The sequence below is a fragment of the Ensifer sp. GW821-FHT05G01 genome, from assembly GCF_059419585.1.
Window position 1 is genome coordinate 249,599 of record NZ_JBWKSC010000001.1, and the last position, 24,473, is coordinate 274,071.

A 24,473-nucleotide genomic window follows, 5' to 3' on the forward strand; every position below is an offset into this window, starting at 1 on the left:
CTGGCCGGGATTAATATCAGTGCTGGTTGTTATAAGCGCGGGGAACAGTACTTATCAAAGCAGAACCGCCCGGATCGGATGCCGGACGGAAGTATTCCGTGATCAGGAATTGACGACTCGATAACAGATGCTGGCGTGGCCGGAGCTGATCATGCCGATCTGCGAGGCGGCTGCCTTGGAAAGATCGATCACACGGCCACGGATGAACGGCCCACGATCGTTGATGCGAACGATGACACTCTTGCCGTTGCGCTTGTTGGTGACCTGCACCTTGGTGCCGAATTTCAGACTGCGATGGGCGGCGGTGAGGCGGGCGGCGTTCATGCGTTCGCCGGAAGCCGTCTTGGAGGTCAGCGCATACCATGAGGCGCCACCGCAGCCGGCGCCTGCTGCCTGGCTGTCGGAAACGGAAACGAGGCCGATCCCGGCGGTGAACAGCGCTGCCGCGGCAACAGTCTTGATTTTCGCTGGCGTCAAACTGGCGACCCTTGGTTAGAGCCCTTGGGCAGAGGCTCTTGGTTAATTCTTTCAAGGATCGGTAATTGGGGCGAAAAATGGCGAAAACGTGCTTCAACCATTTACGTTCTATTAGGATTTATTGAAAAAGGACGAAAATTAAAAATCGAAGATTGTTTGAAATAGTTTAAATGATGCCCGGAAGTTCTTTGGAATCAGCGGTTGAACATCATTGCCGGCACGCACGTGCGCCGAGATCTCGGCCTCGCGATAAAAATCATTAAAAATTTCGATTTGAACGATTCGCCGGGAATCCGAATGGTTCAAAACGTGCTACTATCGCTCAGGTTGCGCACAATTCACAAAGTATAGAATGAATATCTCACGGGGGTCACAATTGAGCTCCCCGTGAGATTGCCATTACTAACGTTCGTGCAATCGGCAATGTTCCATTGCAAAAGGGATATGTTGACCCTTTCGCGCAGCAATTGTTCATTGGCCGCGCCAGCTGTCCGTCTGCCACATTTGCGCAAGCGAGACGCGATAGTCGGGGTAGGCGAATTCGAAGCCGGTTTCCCGCACGCGTGCATTCGAGACGCGCTTGTTCTCGCCATAGAAGGAGCGCGCCATCGGTGAAAGCTCGGCAGTTTCGAACGGCATCTCCGGCGGCGGCTCGACCCCCATCAGCCGCGCTGCCTCGGCAACGATGTCCTGCGGCGGCGCCGGTTCGTTGTCGGTGATGTTGAAGATCCCGCCCTGAAGCCTTTGCGAGAGGTAGGATGTGGCAGCGCCGATATCTTCCACGCGAATGCGATTGAACACCTGGCCGGGCTTGATCAGCCGGCGGGCCGTGCCATTGGCAAGATTGCAGAAGGCATTGCGGCCCGGGCCGTATATGCCGGAAAGCCTGAGCACGGCGACAGGGATGTCATTCCTTGCGCCAAAGGCGAGCCAAGCGTCTTCCGCCTCGACCCGCTCAACGGAGCGCGCCGAGACAGGCTTCGACAGCATGTCTTCCGTCACCCACGCGCCGCCATGGTCGCCATAGACGCCGACCGTGGAGAGATAGCCGACCCACTGAAGGGCAGGGGCAAGCGTGGCGAGGTCTTGGCTGCCGGCGCGGAACATCGGATCGCCGTCGCGGCCGGGCGCGATCGACTGGATCAGATGGGTCGTCTGCCGCAAGGCGGCTGCCAGTTCGTCTGAGACCGTGTCGCCGTCAAAGACGATCGGGCGGATGCCAGCCTTTTCCAGCTTCGCGGCCTTTTCCGCGCTGCGGGTCGTACCAGTGACGCTGGCGGCCTTGCCGGCCAATGCGCGGGCGATCGCCATACCGGAATAGCCGGCACCAAGAACTAGGACATGCATCGGCTCACTCCTGCCATTTGCCATTCGGACAACACTTCCTCGTCGCTCTCCGCGCCGCACTGCCGCTCATGGGCAGCAAGCGCGCCAGGTGAAATCAACCGTGACAGAGCCCATACCGCCATTGCCCGCACCACCGGCGAGGTATCGCCGGTCAGCGTCTTGCAGGCTTCCACCAGGCTCTCATCGCCGGAATTGCCTGCTGCGATCAAGACATTTCTGACGAAGCGGTCGCGACCAATGCGCTTGACCGGCGAGCCGGAGAAGAAGGTTCTGAACGTCGGGTCGTCGAGGGTCAGGAGAAAGTCGAGCGACGGCGCCTTCAGGTCGTCTCGCGCCTTCAGTTTCATCTCGGATGCCGTTCGCGCGAACTTGTTCCAGGGGCAGGCGGCGAGACAGTCGTCGCAGCCATAGATGCGATTGCCGATCAGCGGACGCAGCGCCGGATCGATCGGTCCCTTGTGCTCGATCGTCAGGTAGGAAATGCAGCGGCGCGCGTCGATCCGATAGGGGGCCGGGAAGGCGGCGGTGGGGCAGGCATCGACACAGGCGCGACAGGAGCCGCAATGGTCGCGCTCGGCCGTGTCGAAGGCAAGGTCCGCCGTGGTGAACAGGCTGCCGAGAAACAGCCAGGAGCCGAATTCGCGGCTGACGAGATTGGTGTGCTTGCCCTGCCAGCCGAGGCCGGCCTTCTCGGCGAGCGGCTTTTCCATGACAGGCGCCGTGTCGACGAACACCTTCACGTCCTCGCCGGCACGGGCTGCAAAGCGGGTCGCGACCTCTTTCAGCCGGCCCTTGATGATGTCGTGATAGTCGCGGTTCTGGGCATAGACCGAGATCGCGCCGCGATCCGGCTGGTCGAGGATGCCGCGCGGGTCTTCCTCGGGGCCGTAATTCATGCCGAACATCACGACCGAGCGCACGTCGCTCCAAAGGGTTCGCGGGTCGGAGCGGCGCTCCGCCGTTTCGGCGAGCCACTCCATCGTCCCGTGAAAACCCTCGTCGAGGAAATCGGCAAGCCGCGCCGGCGCCTCCGGTATGGCATCGGGCCGGGTGATGCGACAGACGTCAAAACCCTTGTCGGCCGCCTCGGCCTTCAGGAAGTCCGTCAGCTTCTGCCGCCGTCGCTCCTGGTTTTCAGCCTTGGCGGCACTGCCGGGCACGGCATTATCCTCAGAAGTCGAGATCCGCATAGTGCGGAACCGGAGTGACGCCGCGCACGCGCTCGGACAAGAGCGGGCGGAACGAGGGACGGGACTTCAGCCGCTGGTACCATTCCTTGGCGGTGGGCGCGTCCGACCAGTCGATCTCGCCGAGATAGTCGAGCACCGAAACGGTCGCCGCGGCGGCAAGATCGGCATAGGAAATCCGGTCGCCGGCAAGCCACGGGCGCGAGCCGGCAAGCCACGACAGGTATTTCATGTGCTGGCGAATGTTGGCGCGCGAGGTGCGCAGCACCTTGCTATCAGGCGCGCCGCCGCCCTGGTCCGGCGTCATCTGCAGCTTGTAGATCCGTTCGCGCACCAGCGGACGCGTCACGTCGGCTTCCATCTTGTGCAGGAACCATTCGGCGAGCCTGCGGATTTCGGCGCGCTGGAACGGGTCCTCGGCCAGGAGCCTCCGATCTCGTTTCATGATGCCGTTCGTCTCGTCGAGATATTCCGAGATGATCGTGGCGCCACAGAGCGCCCTCATACTGTCGTCAACATAGACCGGTAACGTGCCCGCCGGGTTGAGCGTCAGAAAGTCCCGCCGGTTTTCCCACGGCTGTTCCTCGGTCAATTCCGTCTGGTAGCCGTATTCCGAAAGGATCAGGCGCACGAACCGCGAAGCGGATGACATGGGGTGATGGTACAGTGTCGGCATCGATGATCTGGCTTCTTATGGTCTTTTTTCAGGGGACGTCAGCGTGGCGGCGCATGCGTCTGGCCACGGCTCATCAGAAAAAGCTATAGGAACTTGTGGTGGCAAACACAAGCGAATCAGCCTTTTCCTCCCACTCCAAAACTTGTCAGGAAATTCTTATATATGGCGGATCAATCGATCATCAGCGCGCTCGTCCTCGGCCTCATCGAGGGGCTCACGGAGTTCATTCCGGTGTCTTCGACGGCGCATGTGCTCCTTGCCGGGCATTTCCTCGGCTTCCGGTCGCCGGGCAACACCTTCGCTGTTCTGATACAGCTCGGCGCCATCCTGGCGATCCTGCTCGTCTATTTCCAGAGGCTTCTGGCGATCGCGCTGGCGTTGCCGACGAGCGTCAAGGCCCGGCGCTTCGTTGTGTCGGTGCTGCTTGCCTTCCTGCCGGCGGCCGTCATCGGCGCGATTGCCCATGACTTCATCAAGACCGTGCTGTTCGAAACGCCCGTGCTGATCTGCCTCGTGCTCATCGTCGGCGGTTTCATCCTGCTGGCGATCGATCGCCTGCCGCTGACGCCGCGCTACACCGATGTCATGGACTACCCGCCATCCTTGGCACTCAAGATCGGCCTGTTCCAGTGCCTGGCAATGATTCCCGGGACGTCGCGCTCAGGCGCAACCATTGCCGGTGCGCTGCTGATGGGCACGGACAAGCGGTCGGCGGCGGAATTTTCGTTCTTCCTGGCCATGCCGACCATGCTCGGCGCCTTTACGCTCGATCTCTACAAAAACCGTGATGCGCTGTCGTTCGACGATTTCACCGTCATCGCGGTCGGTTTCATCGCGGCGTTCGTTGCCGGCATCTTCGTCGTCCGCTCGCTGCTCGACTTCGTCTCGCGCCGCGGCTTCACGCCGTTTGCCATCTGGCGCATCATCGTCGGCACGGCCGGCCTCATCGGCCTCTGGATGCTCGGCTGAGTCTTCCGCTTTGCGCGTCTGCTGAGGCGCGCAAAGCCCTGCATGATGCCTTTGATCGGCTTCGACTTCATGGGCCATGCTGCAGCCAAAACAAAACCGCGTGCGTTTCAGATGAAACGCACGCGGTCCCTGGCCCCCGCCAAAAACTTTAAAGTCTATCGCCCTGTGGGCGCCGGCTTACTTGCCGGAAAGGTCGATCGACGCCGTGGTGCACGGGTCGACGCCATAGGCCGGCGTGCATCCCTTGCGGCTGCTCGCGACCGTATTCGGCGCGATGAATGAGCCAGCCAGAATGATCAGTGCCGCACACGCAAAAAAGATTGCGATCGACTTGCCCATGGACGCTATGCCTTTCGAGAGTGATGCTGTTGCCGCCGAGACGTACCTTGCGATCGGGGCGCGGGGCGGTTTTTATGCGTTGGATATGTCTTGATCAATATCAGGACATGTTGAATCTGCGGTAAATGCCATTCGCTTTTACGAGTGCGGCAGAACTGCAACGCTGTTGCCCTGATGCCACAACGAAAAACGCCGCCGGCAGGGCCGACGGCGTTTGAAAATGCCTAACGAGGCTGGTCGATCAGGCGGCGCGGCCGCTGCGCGTGTACTGGCCCTGCGGGCGATAGCGCACGAGATAGGTCGACAGGATCGATTCCAGCATCGTCGGCGTAATGCCGATGCCACGAAGTGTGCGGCCTTCGGATTCGGCCTTGGCCGAGACGATATTGTCGGATTTCAGCAACACCACCTGGTCGGGTGTGATCGGCGGCGTGATGAAGGGGATCATCGACGCGACGCTGCCCATCAGCGAGGCGATGCCGAAGGGCACCGAGACCAGCGGGCGCTTGCGGTCGATCGTCTGCAGCATGATCTCGAGACATTCGCGGAAGGTGAGAACGTCCGGTCCGCCGAGTTCGTAGGTCGTGCCAGCCGACAGCGTGCCGTCGACGGAGCGGGCAACCGTTTCGGCGACGTCGGTGACATAGACAGGCTGGAACTTGGTGTTGCCACCGCCGATCAGCGGCAGGGCCGGTGCGAACCGAGCCATCTGGGCAAACTTGTTGAAGAAGCCGTCTTCCGGTCCGAAGACGATCGACGGGCGCAGGATGATGGCATCCGGCAGCGTTTCGCGGATGGCGGCTTCGGCACGTCCCTTGGTGCGGGCATAGCTCGATTCCGACTTGGCATCTGCGCCGATCGCAGAGATGTGCGTGAGCTTCGCGCCGACATTGCGGGCGGCTTCCGCAACCGCGCGAGCGCCGAAATCCTGCACGGCGTCGAAGGTGTTGCGGCCGCTCTCGAACAGCACGCCGACGCAGTTGATGACGTGATCGGAACCTTCGACAGCGCGGTCGACCGACTTGCGATAGCGCAGATTGGCCTGGACGAAGGAGATCTGTCCGACATTGCCGAGCGGCTGCAGGTGACCGGCAAGATCGGGACGGCGCACGGCGACCCGGATGCGATAGCCGCGCTTGGCAAGCGCGCGCACGACATGACGGCCGACGAACCCGGATCCGCCGAAAATCGTCACCAGCGGCGGAAGGTTGGACAAGGTCATGGGAAACGCACTCCTGATCTCATTTGGAAGAATTGTCTGCTACATAGCCCAACAGCCGCGAGAGGTGAAGGCCAATCCTCGCGGCGGCGGCGTTGCATCCGCTTGGCAGCGTTCGGCGCGTCAGACGCCCTCGACGACCACCATCTCGGCGTCGGCCACCTCTTGGCGGATCGCCGCGGCAATCTGGTACTCGGGCGAATTGTAACAGTCGACGGCGGCCTGCAGCGATGGAAACTCGATGACGACGTTTCGGGCGCGAACCCCACCTTCAAGGCGTTCGAACTGACCGCCGCGCGCCAGAAAATTGGCGCCGTATTTCTCAAAGGCAGGCTTTGCGGCCGCCACATAGTCCTTATAGCGTTCCGGGTCCCGCACATCGACCCGCGCGATCCAGTATCCTTTTGCCATGCTGAACTCCTCGTCTTCAGGCATCAAAAGCAGACGGGAGTGTTACTTCCGGCAAATTCCGATCAAGGTCAAGCGCAACGGTTGCAGTGGTCGACGATGCATGACGTTGATCGCCGACCTGTTGCAAGAGGGTGCCATGATCAGCGCGAAAGCGCGCCTGTCATTTCGTCGAGAATGCCGCGGGCGGCGGCGAGCGGGTCTGCTGCTGCGACGATTGGGCGCGCAACCACCAGGTGGCTCGATCCGGCCTTCAGGGCATCTGCCGGCGTCATGACGCGTTTCTGGTCGCCCTTGTCGCTGCCGGCCGGACGAATGCCCGGGGTCACCAGCGCCATGTCGGGGCCGATGATCTTGCGAACGGCGGAGGATTCCTCGGCCGAGCAGACGATGCCGCCCATGCCGGCGATGCGCGCCTGTTCGGCCCGGCGCAGGACCAGCGTGTGCGGGTCGTATTCGTAGCCTGCGTCGATCACGTCCTGCTCGTCCATCGAGGTGAGCACCGTAACGCCAAGCAGGCAGAGGTCCGATCCCCTGGCCGCTTCGACGGCCGCCTTCATCGCCTTGGGATAGGCATGCAGAGTGAGCATCGACATGCCCATCTTGGCGATGTTCTCGACGCCCTTGGCCACCGTGTTGTCGATGTCGAGCAGCTTCATGTCGAGGAAGACCTTCTTGCCGCCTGCGGCCAGATCGCGGGCGAACTCGAGGCCGCCGGCAAACACCAGCTGGTAGCCGATCTTGTAAAAGGCCACGTCGTCACCGAGCGTGGTGACGATCTTTTCGGCCTCTGCGATTGTCGGAAGATCCAGGCCGACGATCAGTCGGTCGCGTGCGGTCTCGGTCATGTCGCGGTCACCCCTGCCAGAATTCCATCGGGGTCCAGTCGCATGCGAGGGCACGATCCGCAAGGCGGAATGCGAAGAGATTGCCGCCGCCGCCGCCCTTCTGGTCGGCGCTCCGGCTGATGGCGGTAGCGCCCAGCTTGCACTTCAACAGCGTCCCGACGCCGCCATGGCCGACGAAAGCGATGGGAATGCCCGGATCGTGTTCATCAAGGATGCGGAAGACGGCAGCCGAGATGCGGGCCTGCGCGTCGATGGCGCGTTCCCAGCCGTTAAAGCTTTCGCTGGGGTTGGCAAAGAACCAGTCTGCCGCCTTCTCGAATTCGGGAGGCGGCAGGAAGCCGGTGGCCGAGCGATCGTTTTCGCCCATCGTCTCGTCGATTTCGACGGCGATGCCGGCAGCGCCGGCCAAAAGGTTCGCCGTCTCGATCGCCTTGGTCTCGTCGCTCGACACGATCCGCCCGAGCGAGCGAACCCAGGGCTGGCGCGTCGTTACCTCCGCACGGGCGCGTCCGATCTCCGACAGTCCCCATTTCGGCACGGGCACTGCCGGATCGATCTGCACCTGCGGGTGCGTGATGTAGAGGCCGAACAAGGTCGTGCTCCGTCAGTGCGCCTTGCGATAGACCCAGAGCTGCGCCGGCGGAATGTTGCGCACGACGAAGTCGAGATGCTGGATACTGTAGCGATCGGGCATTGCAACGACCGGCGATAGCGGACCGTAGGAAATCTGCACGACCGGACGACCGACCGGGATGCGCGACAGGAGATCCTCGATCAGCTCGACGCGACGGTACATCGGGAAATTGAGCAGTGGCACGGCGGAGATGACGCTGTCGAAGGTTCGGTCCTTCATCGCCCCAAGCGTCTGCTTCAGATCGAACGCGTCGCCGTTGATGAAGTTGACGTTGGCGTAGTTCGCCTTCAGCTGCTGGTAGAAGTCGGTGGAGTACTCGACCGAAACCAGATCTTCGGGTGCGATGCCGCGCTCCAGGATCGCCTTGGTGATGACGCCGGTGCCGGGCCCGAGTTCCAGAACCGGCAGTCCGGAATGGGGATTGATGACGCTCGCCATGCGGCGTGCCGTGACGGAAGACGTCGGCAGGATGGCCCCGACCGCCTTCGCATTGCTCATCCACCCCTTGAAGAAACGGATCTCCTCGTCGAATTTCCGGCCAAGCCGTTCCTTCACCTTCACGCGCAAATTCATTGAACCCCTCAAAACCGTCGTCCTCTCATACGGATCGTCCGGTCTCGCTGATTCGAGCGGGGCACGGACATTGCGAATATAATGTGATCCCATCTGCGGCAAAAACAAGTCTGTCTACGCCTGAAAGCGTCGTCTTATCAACAACGCACGAATATCCACGCCAACAAAAAACCCGCCACGCGGGGCGTGACGGGTCGCTGTCTTCATCGCGGCACGGGCGACTAAACCCGCATTGGCATCAATACGTAGAGCGCGTCTTCGGCCGCCAGATCGCGCACCAGCGTCGGCGAGCCCGGGTCTGCGAGCATGAAGATGGCGTCGGTTCCGGTCAGCTGCGAGGTGATGTCGAGCAGGTACTTGGCGTTGAAGCCGATTTCGAGCGGATCGTGCTCGTAGCCCACAGGCAGCTCTTCGGTCGCACTGCCCGAATCCGGGTTGTTGACCGTCAGTGTCATCTGGCCGTCTGTCAGCGCCAGCTTCACGGCGCGTCCGCGCTCGGAGGAAATCGTCGAAACGCGGTCGACGGCCTGGGCGAAGGACTGGCAGTCGACGCGCAGTTCCTTGTCGTTGTTGGCGGGGATGACGCGCTGGTAATCCGGGAAAGTGCCGTCGATCAGCTTCGAAGTCATCACGATCGAGCCGATCGTCAGGCGGATCTTTGCGTCCGAGACTTCGACCGTCACGACGATATCGGGATTGTCGAGCAGCTTCTGCAGCTCGCTGACGGTCTTGCGCGGAATGATGATGCCGGGCATGCCCTCGGAGCCGGACGGCGCCTCGACGTCGGCGCGCGCAAGGCGGTGACCGTCTGTCGCCACGGCGCGCAGCTTCAGGTCGCCCTTGCTCTCGACCGTGTGCACGAAGATGCCGTTGAGATAGTAGCGGGTTTCCTCGGTCGAGATCGCGAACTGCGTCCGGTCGATCAGCATCTTCAGGTCTGTCGCCTTGAGGCGGAAGGTATGGGAGAAGCTGCCGGCCGTCAGGTCGGGGAAGTCGGATTGCGGCAGGCACTGCAGCGAGAATTTCGACCGGCCGGACTGGACCGTCATCGCCGTGCCCTCGGCGTTGGTCGCCAGCAGGACTTCCGAGCCATCGGGCAGCTTGCGCACGATATCGTAGAGCAGATGCGCGGGAACGGTGGTGGCGCCGGCCTGTTCGACCTGGGCCGGTGTCGCCTCGGTGATCTCGAGGTCGAGGTCGGTCGCCTTCATTTCGAGGCTGGCACCGTCCGAGCGCAACAGGACGTTCGAGAGGATCGGGATCGTGTTTCGCCGTTCGACCACGCGGTGAACGTGGTTCAGCGACTTCAGAAGATTGGACCGCTCGAGAGTAATGCGCATGGGATGCTACCGCTTTCAACCGTTGCTCGGCGGGCGAGGCTCCCGCCGCAGCGTCAACTGCGAGTGTCCCGGCCGACCGACCGGAAGGATGTGGACCGGCAAAATGGCAGAAACATCGCCTGAAAAGCAAGGGGTTTGACGGGCGCTGTCCCCAGATGACGCGCGCGCCGGGTGCTTGCCGCCCTTGCCCTGCCATGTCGGCTCACTCATAAAGGCTAAAACCGGTCAGCCGGCACAGTCATCAGGAAGCTGCAGTTGGAAAAACACAAGACGTCGGACGCTACGGACGGGCAGAAGCAGCGCGGCTACCGCCTGCACAATGCCACCATTCCTGCACGCCCGCTCGATGTTGCACTTTATCTCGTGGCGACGCCGATCGGCAATTTGGGCGACATTACCCTGCGTGCGTTGGAAACGCTTGCGGGCGCTGACGTGCTCGCCTGCGAGGACACGCGCGTGACCCGCGTGCTGCTCGACCGCTACGGCATCGTCAATCGGCCCTATGCCTATCATGAGCACAACGCCGACGAGGTCGGCCCGCGGCTGCTCGCGGCTCTTTCAGAGGGCAGGTCGGTGGCGCTGGTCTCCGATGCCGGCACGCCGCTGGTCTCCGATCCCGGCTACAGGCTGGCGCAACTGGCAATCGAGGCCGGCCACCGCGTCGTGCCAATCCCCGGCGCCTCGGCGCCGCTTGCAGCCCTCGTCGGTTCCGGTCTGCCGAACGATGCCTTTCTCTTTGCCGGCTTCCTGCCGACAAAGGACAAGGCCAAGCGCGATCGGCTGCAGGAGCTGGCGACGGTGCCGGCGACGCTGATGTTCTTCGAATCGCCACACCGGATCGCGGCCACGGTAACGGCCGCCGCTGCCGTGCTCGGCGAAAACAGAAGGGCGACGGTCTGCCGCGAACTGACAAAGACCTTTGAAGAGTTCCGCCGCGGTACGCTGGGTGAGCTCAAGGCGTTCTATGAAGACGCCGGCGCGGTCAAGGGCGAGATCGTGTTCGTCATCGGCCCGCCGGACGCGCCGCCGGAGCCGGAGGCCGCCGACGTCGACGCGCTGCTCGTGCGGCTGATCGCCGACATGTCGACCGGCAAGGCGGCGACCGAAGCCGCCAAACAGACGGGCCTTCCGCGCAAGGAGCTTTACGACCGGTTGCTGGAACTGAAGGACCGCGATGGCGACTGACGGCCCCGATCGACGCAAGCTTCAGGCTCAGAGGCGCGGTCGGTTCGCCGAGTATCGCGCGGCCCTTTGCCTGATCGTCAAGGGCTATCGCATCGTCGCCATGCGCCATCGCACCAGGCTCGGCGAAATCGATATCATCGCCAGGCGGGGCGATCTCATTGCCTGCGTCGAGGTCAAGGCCCGCCGCTCGGCTGACGACGGTGTTTTTGCCGTCACCGCAACAGCGCAGCACCGCATTCGCGCTGCAAGCGATCTCTGGCTCGCGCGTCAGCCCGATTTCTCCAGACTTTCCGTGCGTTACGATATCATCACGGTGACACCCTGGCGCTGGCCGCGACATCTGCCCGATGCTTTCTAAATCGGCGCGAGACGAGGGAAGATGATTGCGGTGTTCCGCCTGCGCCTCGTCTTGGAACAAATTCGCGAATTTGTAATCGTCCCGACATAAAAGCGTTACCGGCCTGTCATGGAAGGCCACTAGTCCACTGCCATCCGCAATCCGGTGGAGAGGACCAGTCATGTTCAAGAAAATTTCGCTCGCAGCTTTCACCCTTGCTTTTTCGGCAACCTCGTCGCTTGCCGCAACCGATATTACCTGGTGGCACGGCATGGCCGGCCGCAACGGCGAAGTCATCAACGAGATCTCGCAGAAGTTCAACGAAGCCCAGAGCGCCTGCGCCCTGACGCCGGTTTCGAAGGGCACCTATGAGGAAGCGCTGGCTTCGGGCATCGCCGCATTCCGCTCGGGCGAACAGCCCAACATTCTGCAGGTTTTCGACGCGGGCGCCGCGACCATCATCAACGCCAAGGGCGCCGTCGTTCCTGCCGAAGACTTGATCATCAAGGCCGGCCACACCTTCGACCGCAACGCCTTCATTGATGGCGTGCGCTACTTCTACGCTGACAGCGAAGGCAAGTTCGTCGGCATGCCGTTCAACTCCTCGGCGCCGATCATGTACGTCAACGACGAAGCCCTGAAGAAGGCCGGCGTCGAAGCCCCGAAGACCTGGGAAGAGTTCGAGGCCGCTGCACCCAAGCTGAAGGCTGCCGGCTACATCCCGCTCGTTCAGTCGCAGCTGACCTGGCAGTTCACCGAGAACTTCTTCTCGCGCAACAACATCCAGTTCGCCACGAACAACAACGGCTACGACAGCGTCGTCGACACCACGTTGAAGGTCACTGACCCGAACCTCATCATGATGTTCGACAAGCTCAAGGCCTGGAAGGACGAAGGCTACTTCGCCTTCTACGGCGCCGGCTGGAACGACAACCAGAAGGTCTTCGAAGAAGGCAAGGCTGCATTCTGGATCGGCTCGTCCGGTTCGTTCGGCGGCCTGCAGAAGACGGCGCAGATGCCTTTCTCGGCAACATTCCTGCCCTATTGGAACGCGATCGAGGGTGCCGGCACCAACTCCTTCATCGGTGGTGCTGCCCTGTTTGCGATGTCGGGCAAGACGGATGAGGAAAACAAGTGCGTTGCCGACTTCTTCCAGTTCCTGACCTCGCCTGAAATCCAGTACTTCTACCACAAGGCTACCGGCTACGTGGCCATTACCAAGGCAGCCTACGAGCTTGCCCAGAAGGACGGCTACTACAAGGAAAAGCCGGTCGCGGAAGTCGGCATCAAGCAGCTGATGCTGCCGGCTGGTGACTGGTCGAAGGGCTACCGCCTCGGCTTCTACCCGCAGATCCGCGAGATCATGGAGCGCGAATACGGCCGCATTTTCTCCGGTGAAACCACCGTCAAGGACGCCTTCGACACCATCGAGAAGGAAGGCAACGACCTGCTCGCCCGCTTCGCCAAGACGGCCGGCTGATCTCGATGACAACTGGAACGGAACGCCTCCCCGCGACGCGGGGAGGGACTGCAACGGATGGGCGTCGCTCGGGCGCCCTCCGGCTGTTCGGCGGCAAGGCGAAGGGCGGCGATGAAGCGGCCAAGCGCGTGCAATTCTCTTCGCCCTACCTGCCCTACCTCTTCCTGGCGCCGCAACTGGCGATCATCTTCGTATTTTTCTATTGGCCGTCGATTCAGGCGATCCAGTCGTCCTTCTATCTGGAAGACCCCTTCGGCTTCGGCTCGACCTTCGTCGGCATGGCGAACTACACCGACGTGCTGAAATCCGGCGAGTATCTGGGTATCGCGCGCTTCACGGCGATCTTCACCGCGCTCGTCACTTTCTTCGCGCTGTCGATCGGCCTGCTGCTGGCCGTCAAGGCGGATGGCGTCATCCGCGGCAATGCCAGCTACAAGACGCTGCTCATCTGGGTCTATGCGATCGCGCCGCCGGTTGCCGGCCTGATCGGCATGATGTTCTTCGACCAGCATATCGGCCCGATCGTCGAACTTGCTCGATGGTTCGGCTGGGACATCAAGGTCGGCCTCAACTATTCCGATACTGCCTTCGCGATGATCGTCGTCTCGGTCTGGAAGCAGATCCCCTACAATTTCATCTTCTTCCTCTCCGGCCTGCAGGGCATCCCGGTGGCGGTGCGCGAGGCCGCGGCGATGGATTGCCGCTCGGGCTTTCGCCGCTTCTGGACGGTGATCCTGCCGCTGCTCGCACCGACCGCCTTCTTCCTTCTGATCATCAACGTCACCTATGCGCTGTTCGACACCTTCGGCGTCATCGACGTGATGGTGAAGGACAAGGCAGCAAACAATCCGATCACCCTTGTCTACAAGGTCTACATGGATGGTTTCCGCGGCAACGACCTTGGCGGCTCCTCGGCCCAGTCGGTCATCCTGATGCTCATCGTCTTCGTTCTCACCATCTTCCAGTTCCGCTTCATCGAGCGGCGCGTGCACTACAATTGAGGCGGGGCCGATGTATCGCACCAAGTTTTTCGACCACGTCATCCTGCTCTTCGGCGTCTTCATCATGGTGGCGCCGGTCGTGGTCGCCTTCATGACCTCCACGCACGAGGCGGCCGATATCCACCGCAACGGCCTCAGCCTCACCTGGGGCGGCCATTTCGTCGAGACCTATGAGACCGTCTTGACGCGCAAGGGCGGCTTTACCGGCAAGATCACCGGTCTCAACATGATGATGAATTCGATGATCCTGGGCCTCGGCTTCGCGGTCGGCAAGATCGTCCTGTCGATGCTGGCCGCCTATGCGATCGTCTATTTTCGATTCCGGCTCGGCACCTTCTTCTTCTGGATCATCTTCACGACGCTGCTGCTGCCGCTCGAAGTGCGCATTCTTCCGTCCTATGAAGTGATGAACACGCTGAAGCTGACCAACACCTATACCGGCCTGATCGTGCCGCTGCTGGCGTCGGCGACGGGCACCTTCTACTTCCGGCAGTTCTTTAAGTCGGTGCCGGATGAGCTGCTCGAGGCGGCGCGCATCGATGGCGCCGGGCCGTTCAAGTTCTTCATCGACGTGCTGGTGCCGCTGTCGCGCACGATGATGGCGGCGATCTTCATCATCATGTTCGTCTATGGCTGGAACCAGTATCTCTGGCCGACATTGATGACCACCGACGAAGGCTTCTTCACGCTGGTGCGCGGCATCAAGCAGATCCTGCTCGTCTGGGTCGGCTCGAACATCCCCGATTACAACGAGGCCTTTGCGCTGGCGATCCTCGCCATGCTGCCGCCGGTCCTGATCGTGGTGATCTTCCAGCGCTGGTTCATCAAGGGCCTGACGGAAAGCGACAAGTAGACAGCGCGGAGGCGGGATTGTCCCCGCCGCGCGCTCCAACGCAATTTTACCAACGGAGGCAGCCATGGCGGCCATCACCATAGCCGAAGTCTCGAAGATCTATACCGGCAACGTCGAGGCGGTGAAATCCGTCTCGATCGATATCGAGGACGGCGAATTCATCGTTCTGGTCGGCCCGTCCGGCTGCGGCAAGTCCACGCTCCTGCGCATGGTCGCGGGGCTTGAAGGCATTTCCAGGGGCACGGTCAAGATCGGTTCGCGCGTCATCAACGAGGTCGACCCGGCCGAGCGCGATATCGCCATGGTCTTCCAGAATTATGCGCTCTATCCGCATATGACCGTATACCAGAACCTTGCCTACGGCCTGAAGAACCGCAAGACGCCGAAGGCCGAGATCGACGCCCGCGTCGCGGAAGCCGCGCGCATGCTGGAGATCGAGCCCTATCTCGACCGCAAGCCGCGCGCGCTTTCCGGCGGTCAGCGCCAGCGCGTGGCCATGGGCCGCGCCATCGTGCGCAAGCCGGCAGCCTTCCTCTTCGATGAACCCCTGTCCAATCTCGATGCGAAGCTGCGTGTCTCCATGCGCGGCGAGATCAAGCGGCTGCAGAAGCGCCTCGGCACCACGTCGCTCTACGTCACCCACGACCAGCTGGAGGCGATGACGCTTGCCGACCGGCTCGTGGTGCTGAACGGGGGCCGGATCGAGCAGATCGGCCGTCCGCTCGATGTCTATCATCGCCCGGCCTCGACCTTCGTCGCGAGCTTCATCGGCTCGCCGGCCATGAACCTGATCAAGGGCAATATCAAAGGCGCAAGCCTGCATATCGGCGCCTACCGGATCGAGCTTGGCGATCATGCTCCGGTCGAAGGACCTGTAACAGTCGGCCTGCGCGCCGAGGATCTGAGGCTTGCCGGCGTCGGCGAGGACGCGATGCTGTTCCAGGTCGACTATGTCGAGGAGCTGGGCGCACAACGCCTCGTCCACGGCACCCTCGAGGATCAGGCGCTGACGGTGGCGCTTTCTCCCGAAATCCCGCTCCCCGGCGATCTCGCCGTGACCATCGCGACAGACCGCCTGCATTTCTTTTCGCCCGACAATGGCAAGCGACTGGAGCGCGGCGCGTCCTTCGCCAATATGGGCGAAAGCGCACGTCCCCTCAGCCTGGAGCCGGCACTGTGATCGACGAGACTGTCAGCATTCTGTCCGTGCCGTCGCAGGAAACCCGCGCCGGTTTCACGGCGATCGAGCGCTCGATCGCGGCCCACGACGCCGTGCTGGCGACGTTGCCCGAGATGAGCAGCATCGAAATCGGCGGCGAACCATCGTCGCGTGAACCGCTGTCCTTCCCGTTCACCGTTGCTGCCTGGAACCTGGAACGCTGCCTGTTCGCGCCTGAGAGTGCGGCCCATCTGGCGGCAACCGCTGCGCCGGTCGTTCTGCTTTCGGAAATGGACAACGGCATGGCCCGTACCGGCCAGCGCCACCCGACGGCAGAAGTCGCCGCCACGCTTCGGATGCAGTACGCCTATGGTGTCGAATTCATCGAGCTTGGCCTCGGCTCCGATACGGAGCTGGAATTCTGCAAGGACGATTTTAACGCAAAAGGCTTTCACGGCAACGCACTGATGGCCGCGGTGCCGCTCGCCCGACTGTTCATGCTCCGTCTCTGGGGCGAGCGGCTCTGGTTCATGGATGGCGGCGACCAGCCGCGTGTCGGCGAACGTTTTGCCATCGGTGCGGTGATCGAGACCGAAGCCGGCCCCTTCGTTGCCGTCTCCACCCATCTCGAAAGCGCCACCACGGCGCCGTACCGCGAGCGGCAGGTCAAGGAACTCATCGATGCGCTCGATGAAGCCTTCCCCGACATGCCGGTCCTGATCGGCGGCGATCTCAACACTGGCAACCATGCCGGCGGCGATTTCGAGGCCGAAGGGCTGTTTGCCATGAGTGCGGCGCGCGGCTTTACCCGCCATGGCGGACCGATCGATCAGATGACCACCCGCCCCAGCCTGATCACACGCTGGCCGGAGCGGGCGATGAAGCTCGACTGGTTTCTGTCACGGGGCATGAAGATCGGCGAAAGCCGCGTCATTTCCTCGCTCGACGCAAACGGCCGCCCGCTGTCCGATCATGATCTCATCACCTGCGTCGTCGAGGGCTTCGAGTAGCCTTGCCTAAGGCGGGTCCGCATTCTACATGTTGCGGGCTCTTTTGGAGCGGGCGATGAAACGGGTGTGCGACCTTCTGCACGCCCCCGCTCTAACGTATTAGATTCGATCACGATCCTGGACGAGTTGATCCGGTGTCATCGTGATCCAGCGGGGACGGGAATATGGCGAAAATCGTCAATGTCGGGGTCCAGATGGACCATGTTTCGGGCATCAATATCGCGGGCGATTCCACCTTCGCGATGAGCCTTGAGGCACAGGCCCGCGGCTACCGGCTCTTCCACTATACCCCCGAGAAGCTGTCGCTGCGCGACGGCAAGGTTTTCGCGACGGCGCAGCAGATGACGCTTCGCGACGTCAAGGGCGACCACTTCACGCTCGGCGAGCCCGAGCGGCTCGACCTTTCGACAATGGACGTGATCATGCTGCGGCAGGATCCGCCCTTCGACATGGCCTACATCACCTCGACCCACCTGCTCGAGCGCCTGCATCCGAAGACGCTTGTCGTCAACGACCCGGCCTGGGTGCGCAATTCGCCGGAAAAGATCTTCGTCACCGAATTCGCCGATCTGATGCCGAAGACGTTGATCACCCGCGACGCGGCCGAGATCGCGCGTTTCCGCGAGGAGATGGGCGACATCATCCTGAAACCGCTCTACGGCAATGGCGGCGCCGGCGTGTTCCACTCGGCGCGTGACGATCGCAACATGTCGTCGCTGCTCGAAATGTTCGGCCAGATGTTCCGCGAACCCTTCATCGCGCAGGAGTATCTGCCGGCGGTGCGCAAGGGCGACAAGCGCATCCTGCTCGTCGACGGCGAGCCGGTGGGAGCGATCAACCGCGTGCCGGCTGAACACGACGCCCGCTCCAACATGCACGCCGGTGGCCGGCCCGAGCCGACCGAATTGACGGCGCGCGAAAAAGAAATCTGCGCCCGCATCGCCCCGGCGCTGAAGGAGCGCGGCTTCCTCTTCGTCGGTATCGACGTCATCGGCGACTACATGACCGAGATCAACGTGACGTCGCCGACCGGCATCCGCGAAGTCAAGAAGTTCGGCGGCGCCGATGTTTCCAGCCTGCTTTGGGATGCGATCGAGCGCAAGCGCGCCTGACGCTTGGCGCGCAACAGCGCGGTTTGTGATAGCGACATGGACGAAACAGCACCGTGCTCTAAGCGGACCTGAGGGATCGCACGCGGTGCCTCGACCATTCATTCGGCCTTCCGGTCGTACCCCGCCACCCGAAGCGGGTGACGTTCGGTGAATGCAATGTTCTATTATTGTTCTTGTTTTTGTACGTGTTCCGTGCAAGATTTTCCGCTGCAACCAAAAGGGTTGCGGCGGCACGGCGGGCCGTCCCGTTGAAAGAGGCGGTCATGGTTGCGCGTGTCAGTACGATTGCATTCCAGGGAATAGAAGGCGTGCCGGTCGACGTTCAGGTGATGGTCGCGCCCGGACGGGTCGGCATGCAGATCGTCGGTCTGCCAGACAAGGCTGTCGCCGAAAGCCGCGAGCGGGTGCAGGCGGCCCTTCATGCATCTGGTCTGGCGCTGCCGGCAAAGAAAGTCACCGTCAATCTCGCGCCCGCGGACTTGCCGAAGGAAGGCAGCCACTTCGATCTGGCGATCGCGCTTGGCCTGATGGCGGCACTCGGCGCCATCCCCGGCGATGCGCTTGCCGGCTATGTGGTGATCGGCGAGCTTAATCTCGACGGCACGGTCGCCTCTGTCGCCGGCGCGCTGCCGGCGGCAATCGGGGCCAATGCGCTCGGCAAGGGATTGATCTGCCCGGCCGAAAGCGGACCGGAGGCGGCCTGGGCCGGCGCCGACATCGATATTCTGGCACCCCGCAGCCTGATCGCCGTCGCCAATCATTTCCGGGGAACGCAGGTGCTTTCCCGGCCCGAACCGGCCATCCGCGCCGGTGCCGCGGATCTGCCCGATCTTGCCGATATCAAGGGGCAGGAGAGTGCCAAGCGCGCGCTCGAAGTGGCGGCAGCCGGCAACCACAATCTCTTGATGATCGGCCCACCGGGCTCGGGCAAATCGATGCTGGCTTCGCGCCTGCCGTCGATCCTGCCGCCGTTGACGCCGGCCGAACTGCTCGAAGTCTCGATGATCCACTCGATCGCCGGGCAACTTCCGGGCGGCAAGCTGTCCGACCGGCGGCCGTTCCGCACCCCGCATCATTCCGCCACCATGGCGGCCATGATCGGTGGCGGCTTGCGCGCCAAACCCGGCGAGGCGTCGCTCGCCCACAACGGCGTGCTGTTTCTTGACGAGTTTCCGGAGTTCACGCCGCAGGTTCTCGACGCGTTGCGTCAGCCGCTGGAAACGGCCGAATGCATCATTGCCCGTGCCAACCACCGGGTCAGCTATCCCGCCGCAATCCAGCTGGTGGCGGCGATGAACCCATGCCGGTGCGGCATGGCGGGTGAACCCGGCCGCAGCTGCGCCCGCGGACCGCGCTGCATGAGCGATTACCAGGCGCGCATCTCCGGCCCGCTGATGGACCGGATCGATCTTCGCATCGACGTGCCGGCCGTCAGTGCCGCCGACCTGATCCGGCCGATGGCGGCAGAGGCGAGTTCGGGCGTGGCGCGACGTGTGGCCCGCGCCCGCGAGCTGCAGCTCGATCGCTTCGCCGCGCTCGGCAGTCGCGAATCCACAAGCAACGCCCGTTGCTCGACGGCGATGATCGAGCGCATTGCCGAGCCCGATGCTTCGGGGCTGCAATTGCTGCGGGACGCGGCCGAGAAGCTGAAGTTTTCCGCGCGCGGTTATCATCGCGTGCTGAAGGTCGCGCGCACGCTTGCGGATCTCGACGGGGCGGCGACGGTCGGTCGCGTTCATCTTGCCGAGGCGATTTCCTACCGCATCGCCGGCGAGCGTCTGCAGGCGGCGGCGTAAAGCTATCGTCGGGTGCGGTGTGTGTTACCGCAGGTGCGGCAGTCGGCGTCCTTGCTTTCATGCCGCCGCCTGAAAAGCATCGCCGAGCAACAAAAAGGGCGCCACAGCGCCCTTTCGTGCATCACCTATAGCAAAACGCTTACGCGCCCAGACCGTCGAAAAGCACTGTCGAAAGATACCGTTCCGCAAAGGACGGAATGATGACGACGATGTTTTTGCCGGCGTTTTCCTCGCGTTGGCCGATCTCGATGGCCGCGGTGAGCGCAGCACCCGAGGAGATGCCGACTGGCACGCCTTCGAGCCTGGCGACGAGCCGCGCGATCTCGACGGCTTCGCCGCTGTTGACGGTGACGACTTCGTCATAGATGCCGGTGTCGAGGATCGCGGGCGCAAAGCCGGCGCCGATGCCCTGGATCTTGTGCGGGCCGGGGTTGCCGCCCGAAAGCACAGGCGATTCCTCGGGCTCGACGGCAATCACCTTGATCGACGGCTTGCGCGCCTTCAACACCTGGCCGGCGCCGGTGATGGTGCCGCCGGTGCCGATGCCGGAGACGAAAATGTCGACTGCGCCGTCGGTGTCGTTCCAGATTTCCTCAGCCGTCGTCTTGCGGTGGATTTCCGGGTTGGCCGGGTTTTCGAACTGCTGCGGGATGATGGCATCCGGCAGCGTCTCGACCAGTTCCTGCGCCTTGGCAATCGCCCCCTTCATGCCCTTGGCGCCCTCGGTCAGCACGAGTTCGGCGCCAAGCAGCGCCAGCATCTTGCGGCGCTCGACCGACATGGTTTCCGGCATGGTCAGGATCAGCTTGTAGCCCTTGGCGGCGGCGACGAAGGCAAGCGCGATACCGGTATTGCCCGAGGTCGGCTCCACCAGCGTGGTGCGACCGGGTACGATCTTGCCCTGCGCTTCCAGGCTCTCGATCATGGCGACGCCGATGCGGTCCTTGACCGAAGCGATCGGGTTGAAGAATTCGAGCTTGGCGAGAAGGTTGGCTTTCACGCCCTTTTCCTTGGCAAGCTTGTCGAGCCGCACGATGGGAGTGTCGCCGATCGTTTCCGTGATCGAGGAATAGACGCGGCCGCGGCCGGGCTTGCGCGTGTCAGACATTGAGTTTCTCCCTTGGGTTCGATCTGTTTGGTTGTGACAATAGGGACAATGCTCGTTCTATTCCAGAACGGTAACCGCGACGGGGCGATCCGCCGAAGGAAAAAACACCGGCGTAAGTGCTTTCAAGGGAATGTTTTTTCAGGCAGCGCGGGTGGCGATATAGGCCGCAGTGCCGGCAAGCACGCCTGCCGCAACCCGGTTCAGCGCCTGCAACGCTTTGGGCTGCTTGAGCAACGTGCGCGCCCGGGCAGCAAGCAGGATATAGGGCAGAAGCACGGTCAGCAGCACAAGGAAGGTCGCGATCAGCAACAGCCCGTATTCGCGCGGTCCGATCACGGCGATGTCGATCAGCGTCGGAACCAGCGCCACATAAAACAGCATGGTCTTCGGATTGCCGAGCGTGACGAGCAGACCGGAAAGGAACGATATCGACATGCTCTTCGACGTCTTCGCCTTGATGTCCTGTGGCAACAGGCCTGATGTCCAGAGCTTCCAGGCGATGTAGCCGAGGTAGAGAACGCCGGCGAACTTGACGATCAGGAAGGCGGTGGTGAAGGTCTGCGCGATCAGCGCCAGGCCGAGCACCACGGCGGTCAGGTAAACCATGTCGCCGACGATCAGGCCGAGTCCCATGAAGAAGGTCTCGCGAAAGCCGGAGCCGAGCGCCCGTGCGACGAGCGCGGTCACGCCGGGGCCGGGAATGATGGCCGCGATGAACAGAGCGCCACTATAGGCAAGCAGGGCTGCAAGCGTCATGATCGTTCCTCATGGGTGGCGACGCCGCTTTTTAACGCAGAGCGTCGAAAATGGAAATCGGGATTGGCGGGCGGGCGGCAATTTCGCGACAAAATTGATCGGGTGACAAGTCCGGCATTGTCCGGGCTGTGCGGATGCGTAGAGCTTTGGCAGACACTCAATGAAGGCGCCCTCATGCCCGAGCTCCAGAACCTCATCGGCTTTGCCCTTATTGCCCTCGGCATGGTGCTGACACCAGGGCCGAACATGATCTACCTGATCTCTCGCTCGATCAGCCAGGGGCCGGCCGCGGGCCTGATCTCGCTTGGCGGCGTCGCGCTCGGCTTTGTCGTCTACATGATCTCCGCGGCCCTCGGCATCACCGCGCTGCTCCTAGCCGTGCCTTTCGCCTATGACGCCCTGCGGCTGGCCGGTGCCGCCTATCTCGTCTATCTCGCCTGGCAGGCAGTACGGCCCGGCGGGCGCTCGCCGTTCCAGGTCAAGAACCTGCCGAAGGACGGCCCGCGCAAGCTGTTCCTGATGGGGTTTTTGACGAGCCTTCTTAACCCGAAAGTCGCCGTCCTCTATCTCTCGCTTCTGCCGCAGTTCATCCGCCCCGAAGCGGGCAACGTGCTCGCGCAGTCGATGATCTTCGGCTCGATCCAGATTGCCACTAGCGTCACGGTCAATGCGATGATCGCGCTTGCCGCAAGCTCGATCGCCGCCTTCCTGGCCGGTCGCCCGCTGTTCATGGTGGTACAGCGCTGGGCGATGGGCACGGCTCTGTTCGGCTTCGCCGTCAGCATGGCCGCCGAGGCGCGCCGCTGACGGGCCTCGGCCAGGGTCTCCCTTATTCGAACATCGGCCGCATGAAGCTGCGTTCGTAGCTGACGATGCAGCGTGTCTTTTCGCCGTAGGCGAAAGCCTCCAGGCATTCCGGATCCCTGGCCATCTTCTCGCGATAAATCTCGTATTCGGCGAGGCTGGGGAAGGTGAAGAGCGCCAGCGCGATGTTGTTGGCGCCCTCGTGCGGCATGAAGTAGCCGTGGTGGGTGCCACCCAGCCGGTTGACGAGCGGTATCCAGAGTTTAGCGTAGTGCTCGAACTCGGCCAGCTTGTAGGGGTCGATAACGTATTTCAGATAGCAGGTGATCATGCGGTTCTCCCTTCGCGTCTGCGCTTGATAGGGGAGGCGAGCCGAAGTTTCCAGCCAAGATTCATGCCGGCAGCAGCCAGCAGGATGGCGATCGATCCGAGGATCTGGATCGGCTGCAGCGCATGCCCGAAGGCGAGACGATCGACGACGATGGCAGCGATCGGGTAGATGAAGGACAAGGCCCCGGTCATGTGCGTCGGCAACCTCTGAATGGCGCCATAGAGCAGCACGTACATGATGCCGGTATGGATGACGCCGACGGCAATCAGGATCGACCATTGCTCGGTACCGGAAGGGGTGGGGGCGGCAAGGGCCATCGGTGCCAGCATCAGCGTGCCGGTCACCACCTGGATCAGGGCTATCAGGTGCGGCGGCGTTCCCTTGAGCAGCTTGGTGAGCAAGGCCGCGATCGCGTAGAAGAAGGCAGCACCGATCGAAAGTGCGATGCCAACAAGGTAATCCTCCGGCGCAAAGCCGCCGCCGGGCTTGGCCGAGATGATCGCCAGCATGCCGGCAAAGGAGATCGACAGCCAGAAGACCTTGGTCGCGGTGATCTTTTCGCCGAGGAACAGGGCGCCGAGCCCGAGAAGCATGAACGGCTGGGTGTTGTAGACCATCGTCGCGATCGAGATCGACGCATGCGAATAGGCGGCAAACAGCAACAGCCAGTTGACGACGATGGCGATGCCGCCGGCAATCGACAGCAGCACGACCCGCCGGGTGAAATGGCGCCGGTCGAGGAGGCCGAGCATGGCCGCGATCGCCACCAGCGTCACCGCGCCGAAAACGCAACGCCAGAAGACGACGCTGGTCACCGGCTGACCTGACATCAGCACGAACCAGCCGATCGTGCCCGATATCAGCATCGCCGCCGTCATTTCGGCACTGCCTCTTTTGATGTCTGCGCCCATGGCGATCACTCCTCGATTGATGGCTCAAGATTAATCGGCATCATCAGCAGTTTATATGGAAGATCGCAGGCATTTAAGTTATTTTACCTAAACATCGAAGACGGTTTCGATGTTTTGGCTTATGAGGTTTGCCGATGCTGGATGAACTCGATCGCCGCATTCTGGATATCCTGGCCGCAAATGCGCGCGTGTCGCTGAAGGAGCTGGCGCAGGAGGCGGGCCTGTCCTCGCCCAGTGCCGCCGAGCGCCTGCGCAAGCTGGAGGAGCGCGGCGTGCTCGACGGTTTCACCATCGCCCTCAACCCTGTGAAGCTCGGCTATCCCCTGCAGGCGATCATCCGCGTCCGGCCGATGCCGGGCATGCTGCATATCGTCGAGAAACTGATCCAGGAGACGCCGCAGGTCGTCGAATGCGACAAGGTCACCGGCGACGACTGTTTCATCGCCAAGCTGTTCGTGCGGGATATGGCGGAGCTGGACACGCTGCTTGATCGCATCGCCGAGAAGGCGCAGACCAACACGTCGATCGTCAAGTCGACGCCGGTGAAGCGGCGCTTGCCGCCGCTTATCTGATTGGGGTTTTCAGATCATGCAATTGCGGACGGAAAACCGCT

At 62.3% G+C, this 24,473-nt stretch carries 27 protein-coding genes; 12 read left to right on the plus strand and 15 right to left on the minus strand.

Going from position 1 to position 24,473, the window contains the following annotated elements:
* Positions 1-102 precede the first annotated feature (102 nt).
* From AC07UR_RS01255 to AC07UR_RS01270, 4 genes are all read right to left on the minus strand, one after another.
* Complete coding sequence (locus AC07UR_RS01255; protein ID WP_077503071.1) at positions 103-477, minus strand: septal ring lytic transglycosylase RlpA family protein; 375 nt, start codon at positions 475-477, stop codon at positions 103-105.
* A gap of 471 nt (positions 478-948) precedes the next feature.
* Entirely contained in the window at positions 949-1,824 is an 876-nt protein-coding gene (locus tag AC07UR_RS01260) for an SDR family oxidoreductase (protein WP_209788009.1), read from the minus strand.
* A complete protein-coding gene (queG, locus tag AC07UR_RS01265) occupies positions 1,812-2,984 on the minus strand; it encodes a tRNA epoxyqueuosine(34) reductase QueG (protein ID WP_327795810.1) in 1,173 nt (390 codons plus the stop codon). Before queG ends, AC07UR_RS01260 begins: the two co-directional genes overlap by 13 nt.
* Before the next feature lie 10 nt (positions 2,985-2,994).
* The gene (locus AC07UR_RS01270; RefSeq protein WP_173418737.1) at positions 2,995-3,687 is read right to left on the minus strand and encodes a glutathione S-transferase family protein; all 693 of its coding nucleotides are present in this window, start codon (positions 3,685-3,687) and stop codon (positions 2,995-2,997) included.
* Positions 3,688-3,849: 162 nt separating this feature from the next.
* On the opposite strand from AC07UR_RS01270, the gene AC07UR_RS01275 reads away from it, so the two are divergent.
* Positions 3,850-4,656: an undecaprenyl-diphosphate phosphatase gene (locus AC07UR_RS01275; protein ID WP_209788003.1), complete on the plus strand. Its 807-nt coding sequence runs from the start codon at positions 3,850-3,852 to the stop codon at positions 4,654-4,656.
* A gap of 177 nt (positions 4,657-4,833) precedes the next feature.
* Here AC07UR_RS01275 and AC07UR_RS01280 read toward each other — a convergent pair whose 3' ends face one another.
* From AC07UR_RS01280 to dnaN, 7 genes are all read right to left on the minus strand, one after another.
* Entirely contained in the window at positions 4,834-4,995 is a 162-nt protein-coding gene (locus tag AC07UR_RS01280) for a hypothetical protein (protein ID WP_173418739.1), read from the minus strand.
* 241 nt (positions 4,996-5,236) lie between these two features.
* A complete protein-coding gene (locus AC07UR_RS01285) occupies positions 5,237-6,217 on the minus strand; it encodes a complex I NDUFA9 subunit family protein (RefSeq protein ID WP_209788000.1) in 981 nt (326 codons plus the stop codon).
* Between the two features lie 120 nt (positions 6,218-6,337).
* A complete protein-coding gene (locus tag AC07UR_RS01290) occupies positions 6,338-6,625 on the minus strand; it encodes a DUF1330 domain-containing protein (RefSeq protein WP_173418741.1) in 288 nt (95 codons plus the stop codon).
* Positions 6,626-6,765: 140 nt separating this feature from the next.
* On the minus strand, positions 6,766-7,470 hold the full coding sequence (pyrF, locus tag AC07UR_RS01295) for an orotidine-5'-phosphate decarboxylase (RefSeq protein WP_173418742.1): 705 nt from the start codon (positions 7,468-7,470) through the stop codon (positions 6,766-6,768).
* Positions 7,471-7,477: 7 nt separating this feature from the next.
* Positions 7,478-8,062 (minus strand): histidine phosphatase family protein, encoded by a 585-nt coding sequence (locus AC07UR_RS01300; RefSeq protein WP_209787996.1) that lies wholly within the window; start codon positions 8,060-8,062, stop codon positions 7,478-7,480.
* A gap of 12 nt (positions 8,063-8,074) precedes the next feature.
* Positions 8,075-8,677 carry a phospholipid N-methyltransferase PmtA gene (pmtA, locus tag AC07UR_RS01305; protein ID WP_173418744.1) on the minus strand — a complete coding sequence of 201 codons (603 nt, stop codon included), beginning with the start codon at positions 8,675-8,677 and terminating at the stop codon, positions 8,075-8,077.
* Between the two features lie 221 nt (positions 8,678-8,898).
* A complete protein-coding gene (dnaN, locus tag AC07UR_RS01310; protein WP_173418745.1) occupies positions 8,899-10,017 on the minus strand; it encodes a DNA polymerase III subunit beta in 1,119 nt (372 codons plus the stop codon).
* A 255-nt stretch (positions 10,018-10,272) separates the two neighbouring features.
* Between dnaN and rsmI the strand changes: the two genes are divergently transcribed.
* The 9 genes from rsmI (at position 10,273) to AC07UR_RS01355 (ending at position 19,950) form a co-directional block, all read left to right on the plus strand.
* A complete protein-coding gene (rsmI, locus tag AC07UR_RS01315; RefSeq protein ID WP_209787993.1) occupies positions 10,273-11,202 on the plus strand; it encodes a 16S rRNA (cytidine(1402)-2'-O)-methyltransferase in 930 nt (309 codons plus the stop codon).
* The gene (locus AC07UR_RS01320; RefSeq protein WP_209787991.1) at positions 11,192-11,560 is read left to right on the plus strand and encodes a YraN family protein; all 369 of its coding nucleotides are present in this window, start codon (positions 11,192-11,194) and stop codon (positions 11,558-11,560) included. The genes rsmI and AC07UR_RS01320 overlap by 11 nt, the downstream gene beginning before the upstream one ends.
* Positions 11,561-11,720: 160 nt before the next feature.
* Complete coding sequence (locus AC07UR_RS01325; protein ID WP_173418748.1) at positions 11,721-13,019, plus strand: extracellular solute-binding protein; 1,299 nt, start codon at positions 11,721-11,723, stop codon at positions 13,017-13,019.
* A gap of 5 nt (positions 13,020-13,024) precedes the next feature.
* Positions 13,025-14,020, plus strand: a complete 996-nt coding sequence (locus AC07UR_RS01330) for an ABC transporter permease subunit (protein ID WP_234902759.1) — start codon at positions 13,025-13,027, stop codon at positions 14,018-14,020.
* A 10-nt stretch (positions 14,021-14,030) separates the two neighbouring features.
* Positions 14,031-14,873: a sn-glycerol-3-phosphate ABC transporter permease UgpE gene (ugpE, locus tag AC07UR_RS01335; protein ID WP_173418749.1), complete on the plus strand. Its 843-nt coding sequence runs from the start codon at positions 14,031-14,033 to the stop codon at positions 14,871-14,873.
* Positions 14,874-14,937: 64 nt separating this feature from the next.
* Positions 14,938-16,053 carry a sn-glycerol-3-phosphate import ATP-binding protein UgpC gene (locus AC07UR_RS01340; RefSeq protein ID WP_209787990.1) on the plus strand — a complete coding sequence of 372 codons (1,116 nt, stop codon included), beginning with the start codon at positions 14,938-14,940 and terminating at the stop codon, positions 16,051-16,053.
* A complete protein-coding gene (locus AC07UR_RS01345; RefSeq protein WP_209787989.1) occupies positions 16,050-17,042 on the plus strand; it encodes an endonuclease/exonuclease/phosphatase family protein in 993 nt (330 codons plus the stop codon). Before AC07UR_RS01340 ends, AC07UR_RS01345 begins: the two co-directional genes overlap by 4 nt.
* 164 nt (positions 17,043-17,206) lie before the next feature.
* Positions 17,207-18,154 carry a glutathione synthase gene (gene gshB / locus AC07UR_RS01350; protein ID WP_209787988.1) on the plus strand — a complete coding sequence of 316 codons (948 nt, stop codon included), beginning with the start codon at positions 17,207-17,209 and terminating at the stop codon, positions 18,152-18,154.
* Between the two features lie 263 nt (positions 18,155-18,417).
* The gene (locus AC07UR_RS01355) at positions 18,418-19,950 is read left to right on the plus strand and encodes a YifB family Mg chelatase-like AAA ATPase (RefSeq protein WP_209787987.1); all 1,533 of its coding nucleotides are present in this window, start codon (positions 18,418-18,420) and stop codon (positions 19,948-19,950) included.
* A 139-nt stretch (positions 19,951-20,089) separates the two neighbouring features.
* Here the strand turns inward: AC07UR_RS01355 and cysK are convergent, their stop codons facing one another.
* Together cysK and AC07UR_RS01365 are read right to left on the minus strand one after the other, a co-directional pair.
* The gene (cysK, locus tag AC07UR_RS01360) at positions 20,090-21,058 is read right to left on the minus strand and encodes a cysteine synthase A (protein WP_173418754.1); all 969 of its coding nucleotides are present in this window, start codon (positions 21,056-21,058) and stop codon (positions 20,090-20,092) included.
* Between the two features lie 138 nt (positions 21,059-21,196).
* Positions 21,197-21,814, minus strand: a complete 618-nt coding sequence (locus AC07UR_RS01365) for a LysE family translocator (protein WP_173418755.1) — start codon at positions 21,812-21,814, stop codon at positions 21,197-21,199.
* Between the two features lie 174 nt (positions 21,815-21,988).
* On the opposite strand from AC07UR_RS01365, the gene AC07UR_RS01370 reads away from it, so the two are divergent.
* The gene (locus AC07UR_RS01370; protein ID WP_209787986.1) at positions 21,989-22,621 is read left to right on the plus strand and encodes a LysE family translocator; all 633 of its coding nucleotides are present in this window, start codon (positions 21,989-21,991) and stop codon (positions 22,619-22,621) included.
* A 22-nt stretch (positions 22,622-22,643) separates the two neighbouring features.
* Here the strand turns inward: AC07UR_RS01370 and AC07UR_RS01375 are convergent, their stop codons facing one another.
* Entirely contained in the window at positions 22,644-22,949 is a 306-nt protein-coding gene (locus AC07UR_RS01375; RefSeq protein WP_077503050.1) for an NIPSNAP family protein, read from the minus strand.
* A complete protein-coding gene (locus AC07UR_RS01380; protein WP_209787984.1) occupies positions 22,946-23,860 on the minus strand; it encodes a DMT family transporter in 915 nt (304 codons plus the stop codon). Before AC07UR_RS01380 ends, AC07UR_RS01375 begins: the two co-directional genes overlap by 4 nt.
* Before the next feature lie 134 nt (positions 23,861-23,994).
* Here AC07UR_RS01380 and AC07UR_RS01385 point away from each other — a divergent pair, with 134 nt between their 5' ends.
* Entirely contained in the window at positions 23,995-24,432 is a 438-nt protein-coding gene (locus tag AC07UR_RS01385; RefSeq protein ID WP_209787981.1) for an Lrp/AsnC family transcriptional regulator, read from the plus strand.
* Positions 24,433-24,473: the final 41 nt, after the last annotated feature.

Coding starts and splice junctions, on each gene's coding strand:
- AC07UR_RS01290 (WP_173418741.1), bottom strand. CDS start 6,625: ATGGCAAAAGGATACTGGATCGCGCGGGTCGATGTGCGGGACCCGGAA.
- pyrF (WP_173418742.1), bottom strand. CDS start 7,470: ATGACCGAGACCGCACGCGACCGACTGATCGTCGGCCTGGATCTTCCG.
- AC07UR_RS01280 (WP_173418739.1), bottom strand. CDS start 4,995: ATGGGCAAGTCGATCGCAATCTTTTTTGCGTGTGCGGCACTGATCATT.
- AC07UR_RS01370 (WP_209787986.1), top strand. CDS start 21,989: ATGCCCGAGCTCCAGAACCTCATCGGCTTTGCCCTTATTGCCCTCGGC.
- ugpE (WP_173418749.1), top strand. CDS start 14,031: ATGTATCGCACCAAGTTTTTCGACCACGTCATCCTGCTCTTCGGCGTC.
- AC07UR_RS01385 (WP_209787981.1), top strand. CDS start 23,995: ATGCTGGATGAACTCGATCGCCGCATTCTGGATATCCTGGCCGCAAAT.
- pmtA (WP_173418744.1), bottom strand. CDS start 8,677: ATGAATTTGCGCGTGAAGGTGAAGGAACGGCTTGGCCGGAAATTCGAC.
- AC07UR_RS01365 (WP_173418755.1), bottom strand. CDS start 21,814: ATGACGCTTGCAGCCCTGCTTGCCTATAGTGGCGCTCTGTTCATCGCG.
- gshB (WP_209787988.1), top strand. CDS start 17,207: ATGGCGAAAATCGTCAATGTCGGGGTCCAGATGGACCATGTTTCGGGC.
- AC07UR_RS01340 (WP_209787990.1), top strand. CDS start 14,938: ATGGCGGCCATCACCATAGCCGAAGTCTCGAAGATCTATACCGGCAAC.
- dnaN (WP_173418745.1), bottom strand. CDS start 10,017: ATGCGCATTACTCTCGAGCGGTCCAATCTTCTGAAGTCGCTGAACCAC.
- AC07UR_RS01275 (WP_209788003.1), top strand. CDS start 3,850: ATGGCGGATCAATCGATCATCAGCGCGCTCGTCCTCGGCCTCATCGAG.
- AC07UR_RS01330 (WP_234902759.1), top strand. CDS start 13,025: ATGACAACTGGAACGGAACGCCTCCCCGCGACGCGGGGAGGGACTGCA.
- AC07UR_RS01325 (WP_173418748.1), top strand. CDS start 11,721: ATGTTCAAGAAAATTTCGCTCGCAGCTTTCACCCTTGCTTTTTCGGCA.
- AC07UR_RS01380 (WP_209787984.1), bottom strand. CDS start 23,860: ATGGGCGCAGACATCAAAAGAGGCAGTGCCGAAATGACGGCGGCGATG.
- AC07UR_RS01375 (WP_077503050.1), bottom strand. CDS start 22,949: ATGATCACCTGCTATCTGAAATACGTTATCGACCCCTACAAGCTGGCC.
- AC07UR_RS01260 (WP_209788009.1), bottom strand. CDS start 1,824: ATGCATGTCCTAGTTCTTGGTGCCGGCTATTCCGGTATGGCGATCGCC.
- cysK (WP_173418754.1), bottom strand. CDS start 21,058: ATGTCTGACACGCGCAAGCCCGGCCGCGGCCGCGTCTATTCCTCGATC.
- AC07UR_RS01320 (WP_209787991.1), top strand. CDS start 11,192: ATGGCGACTGACGGCCCCGATCGACGCAAGCTTCAGGCTCAGAGGCGC.
- AC07UR_RS01355 (WP_209787987.1), top strand. CDS start 18,418: ATGGTTGCGCGTGTCAGTACGATTGCATTCCAGGGAATAGAAGGCGTG.
- AC07UR_RS01270 (WP_173418737.1), bottom strand. CDS start 3,687: ATGCCGACACTGTACCATCACCCCATGTCATCCGCTTCGCGGTTCGTG.
- AC07UR_RS01285 (WP_209788000.1), bottom strand. CDS start 6,217: ATGACCTTGTCCAACCTTCCGCCGCTGGTGACGATTTTCGGCGGATCC.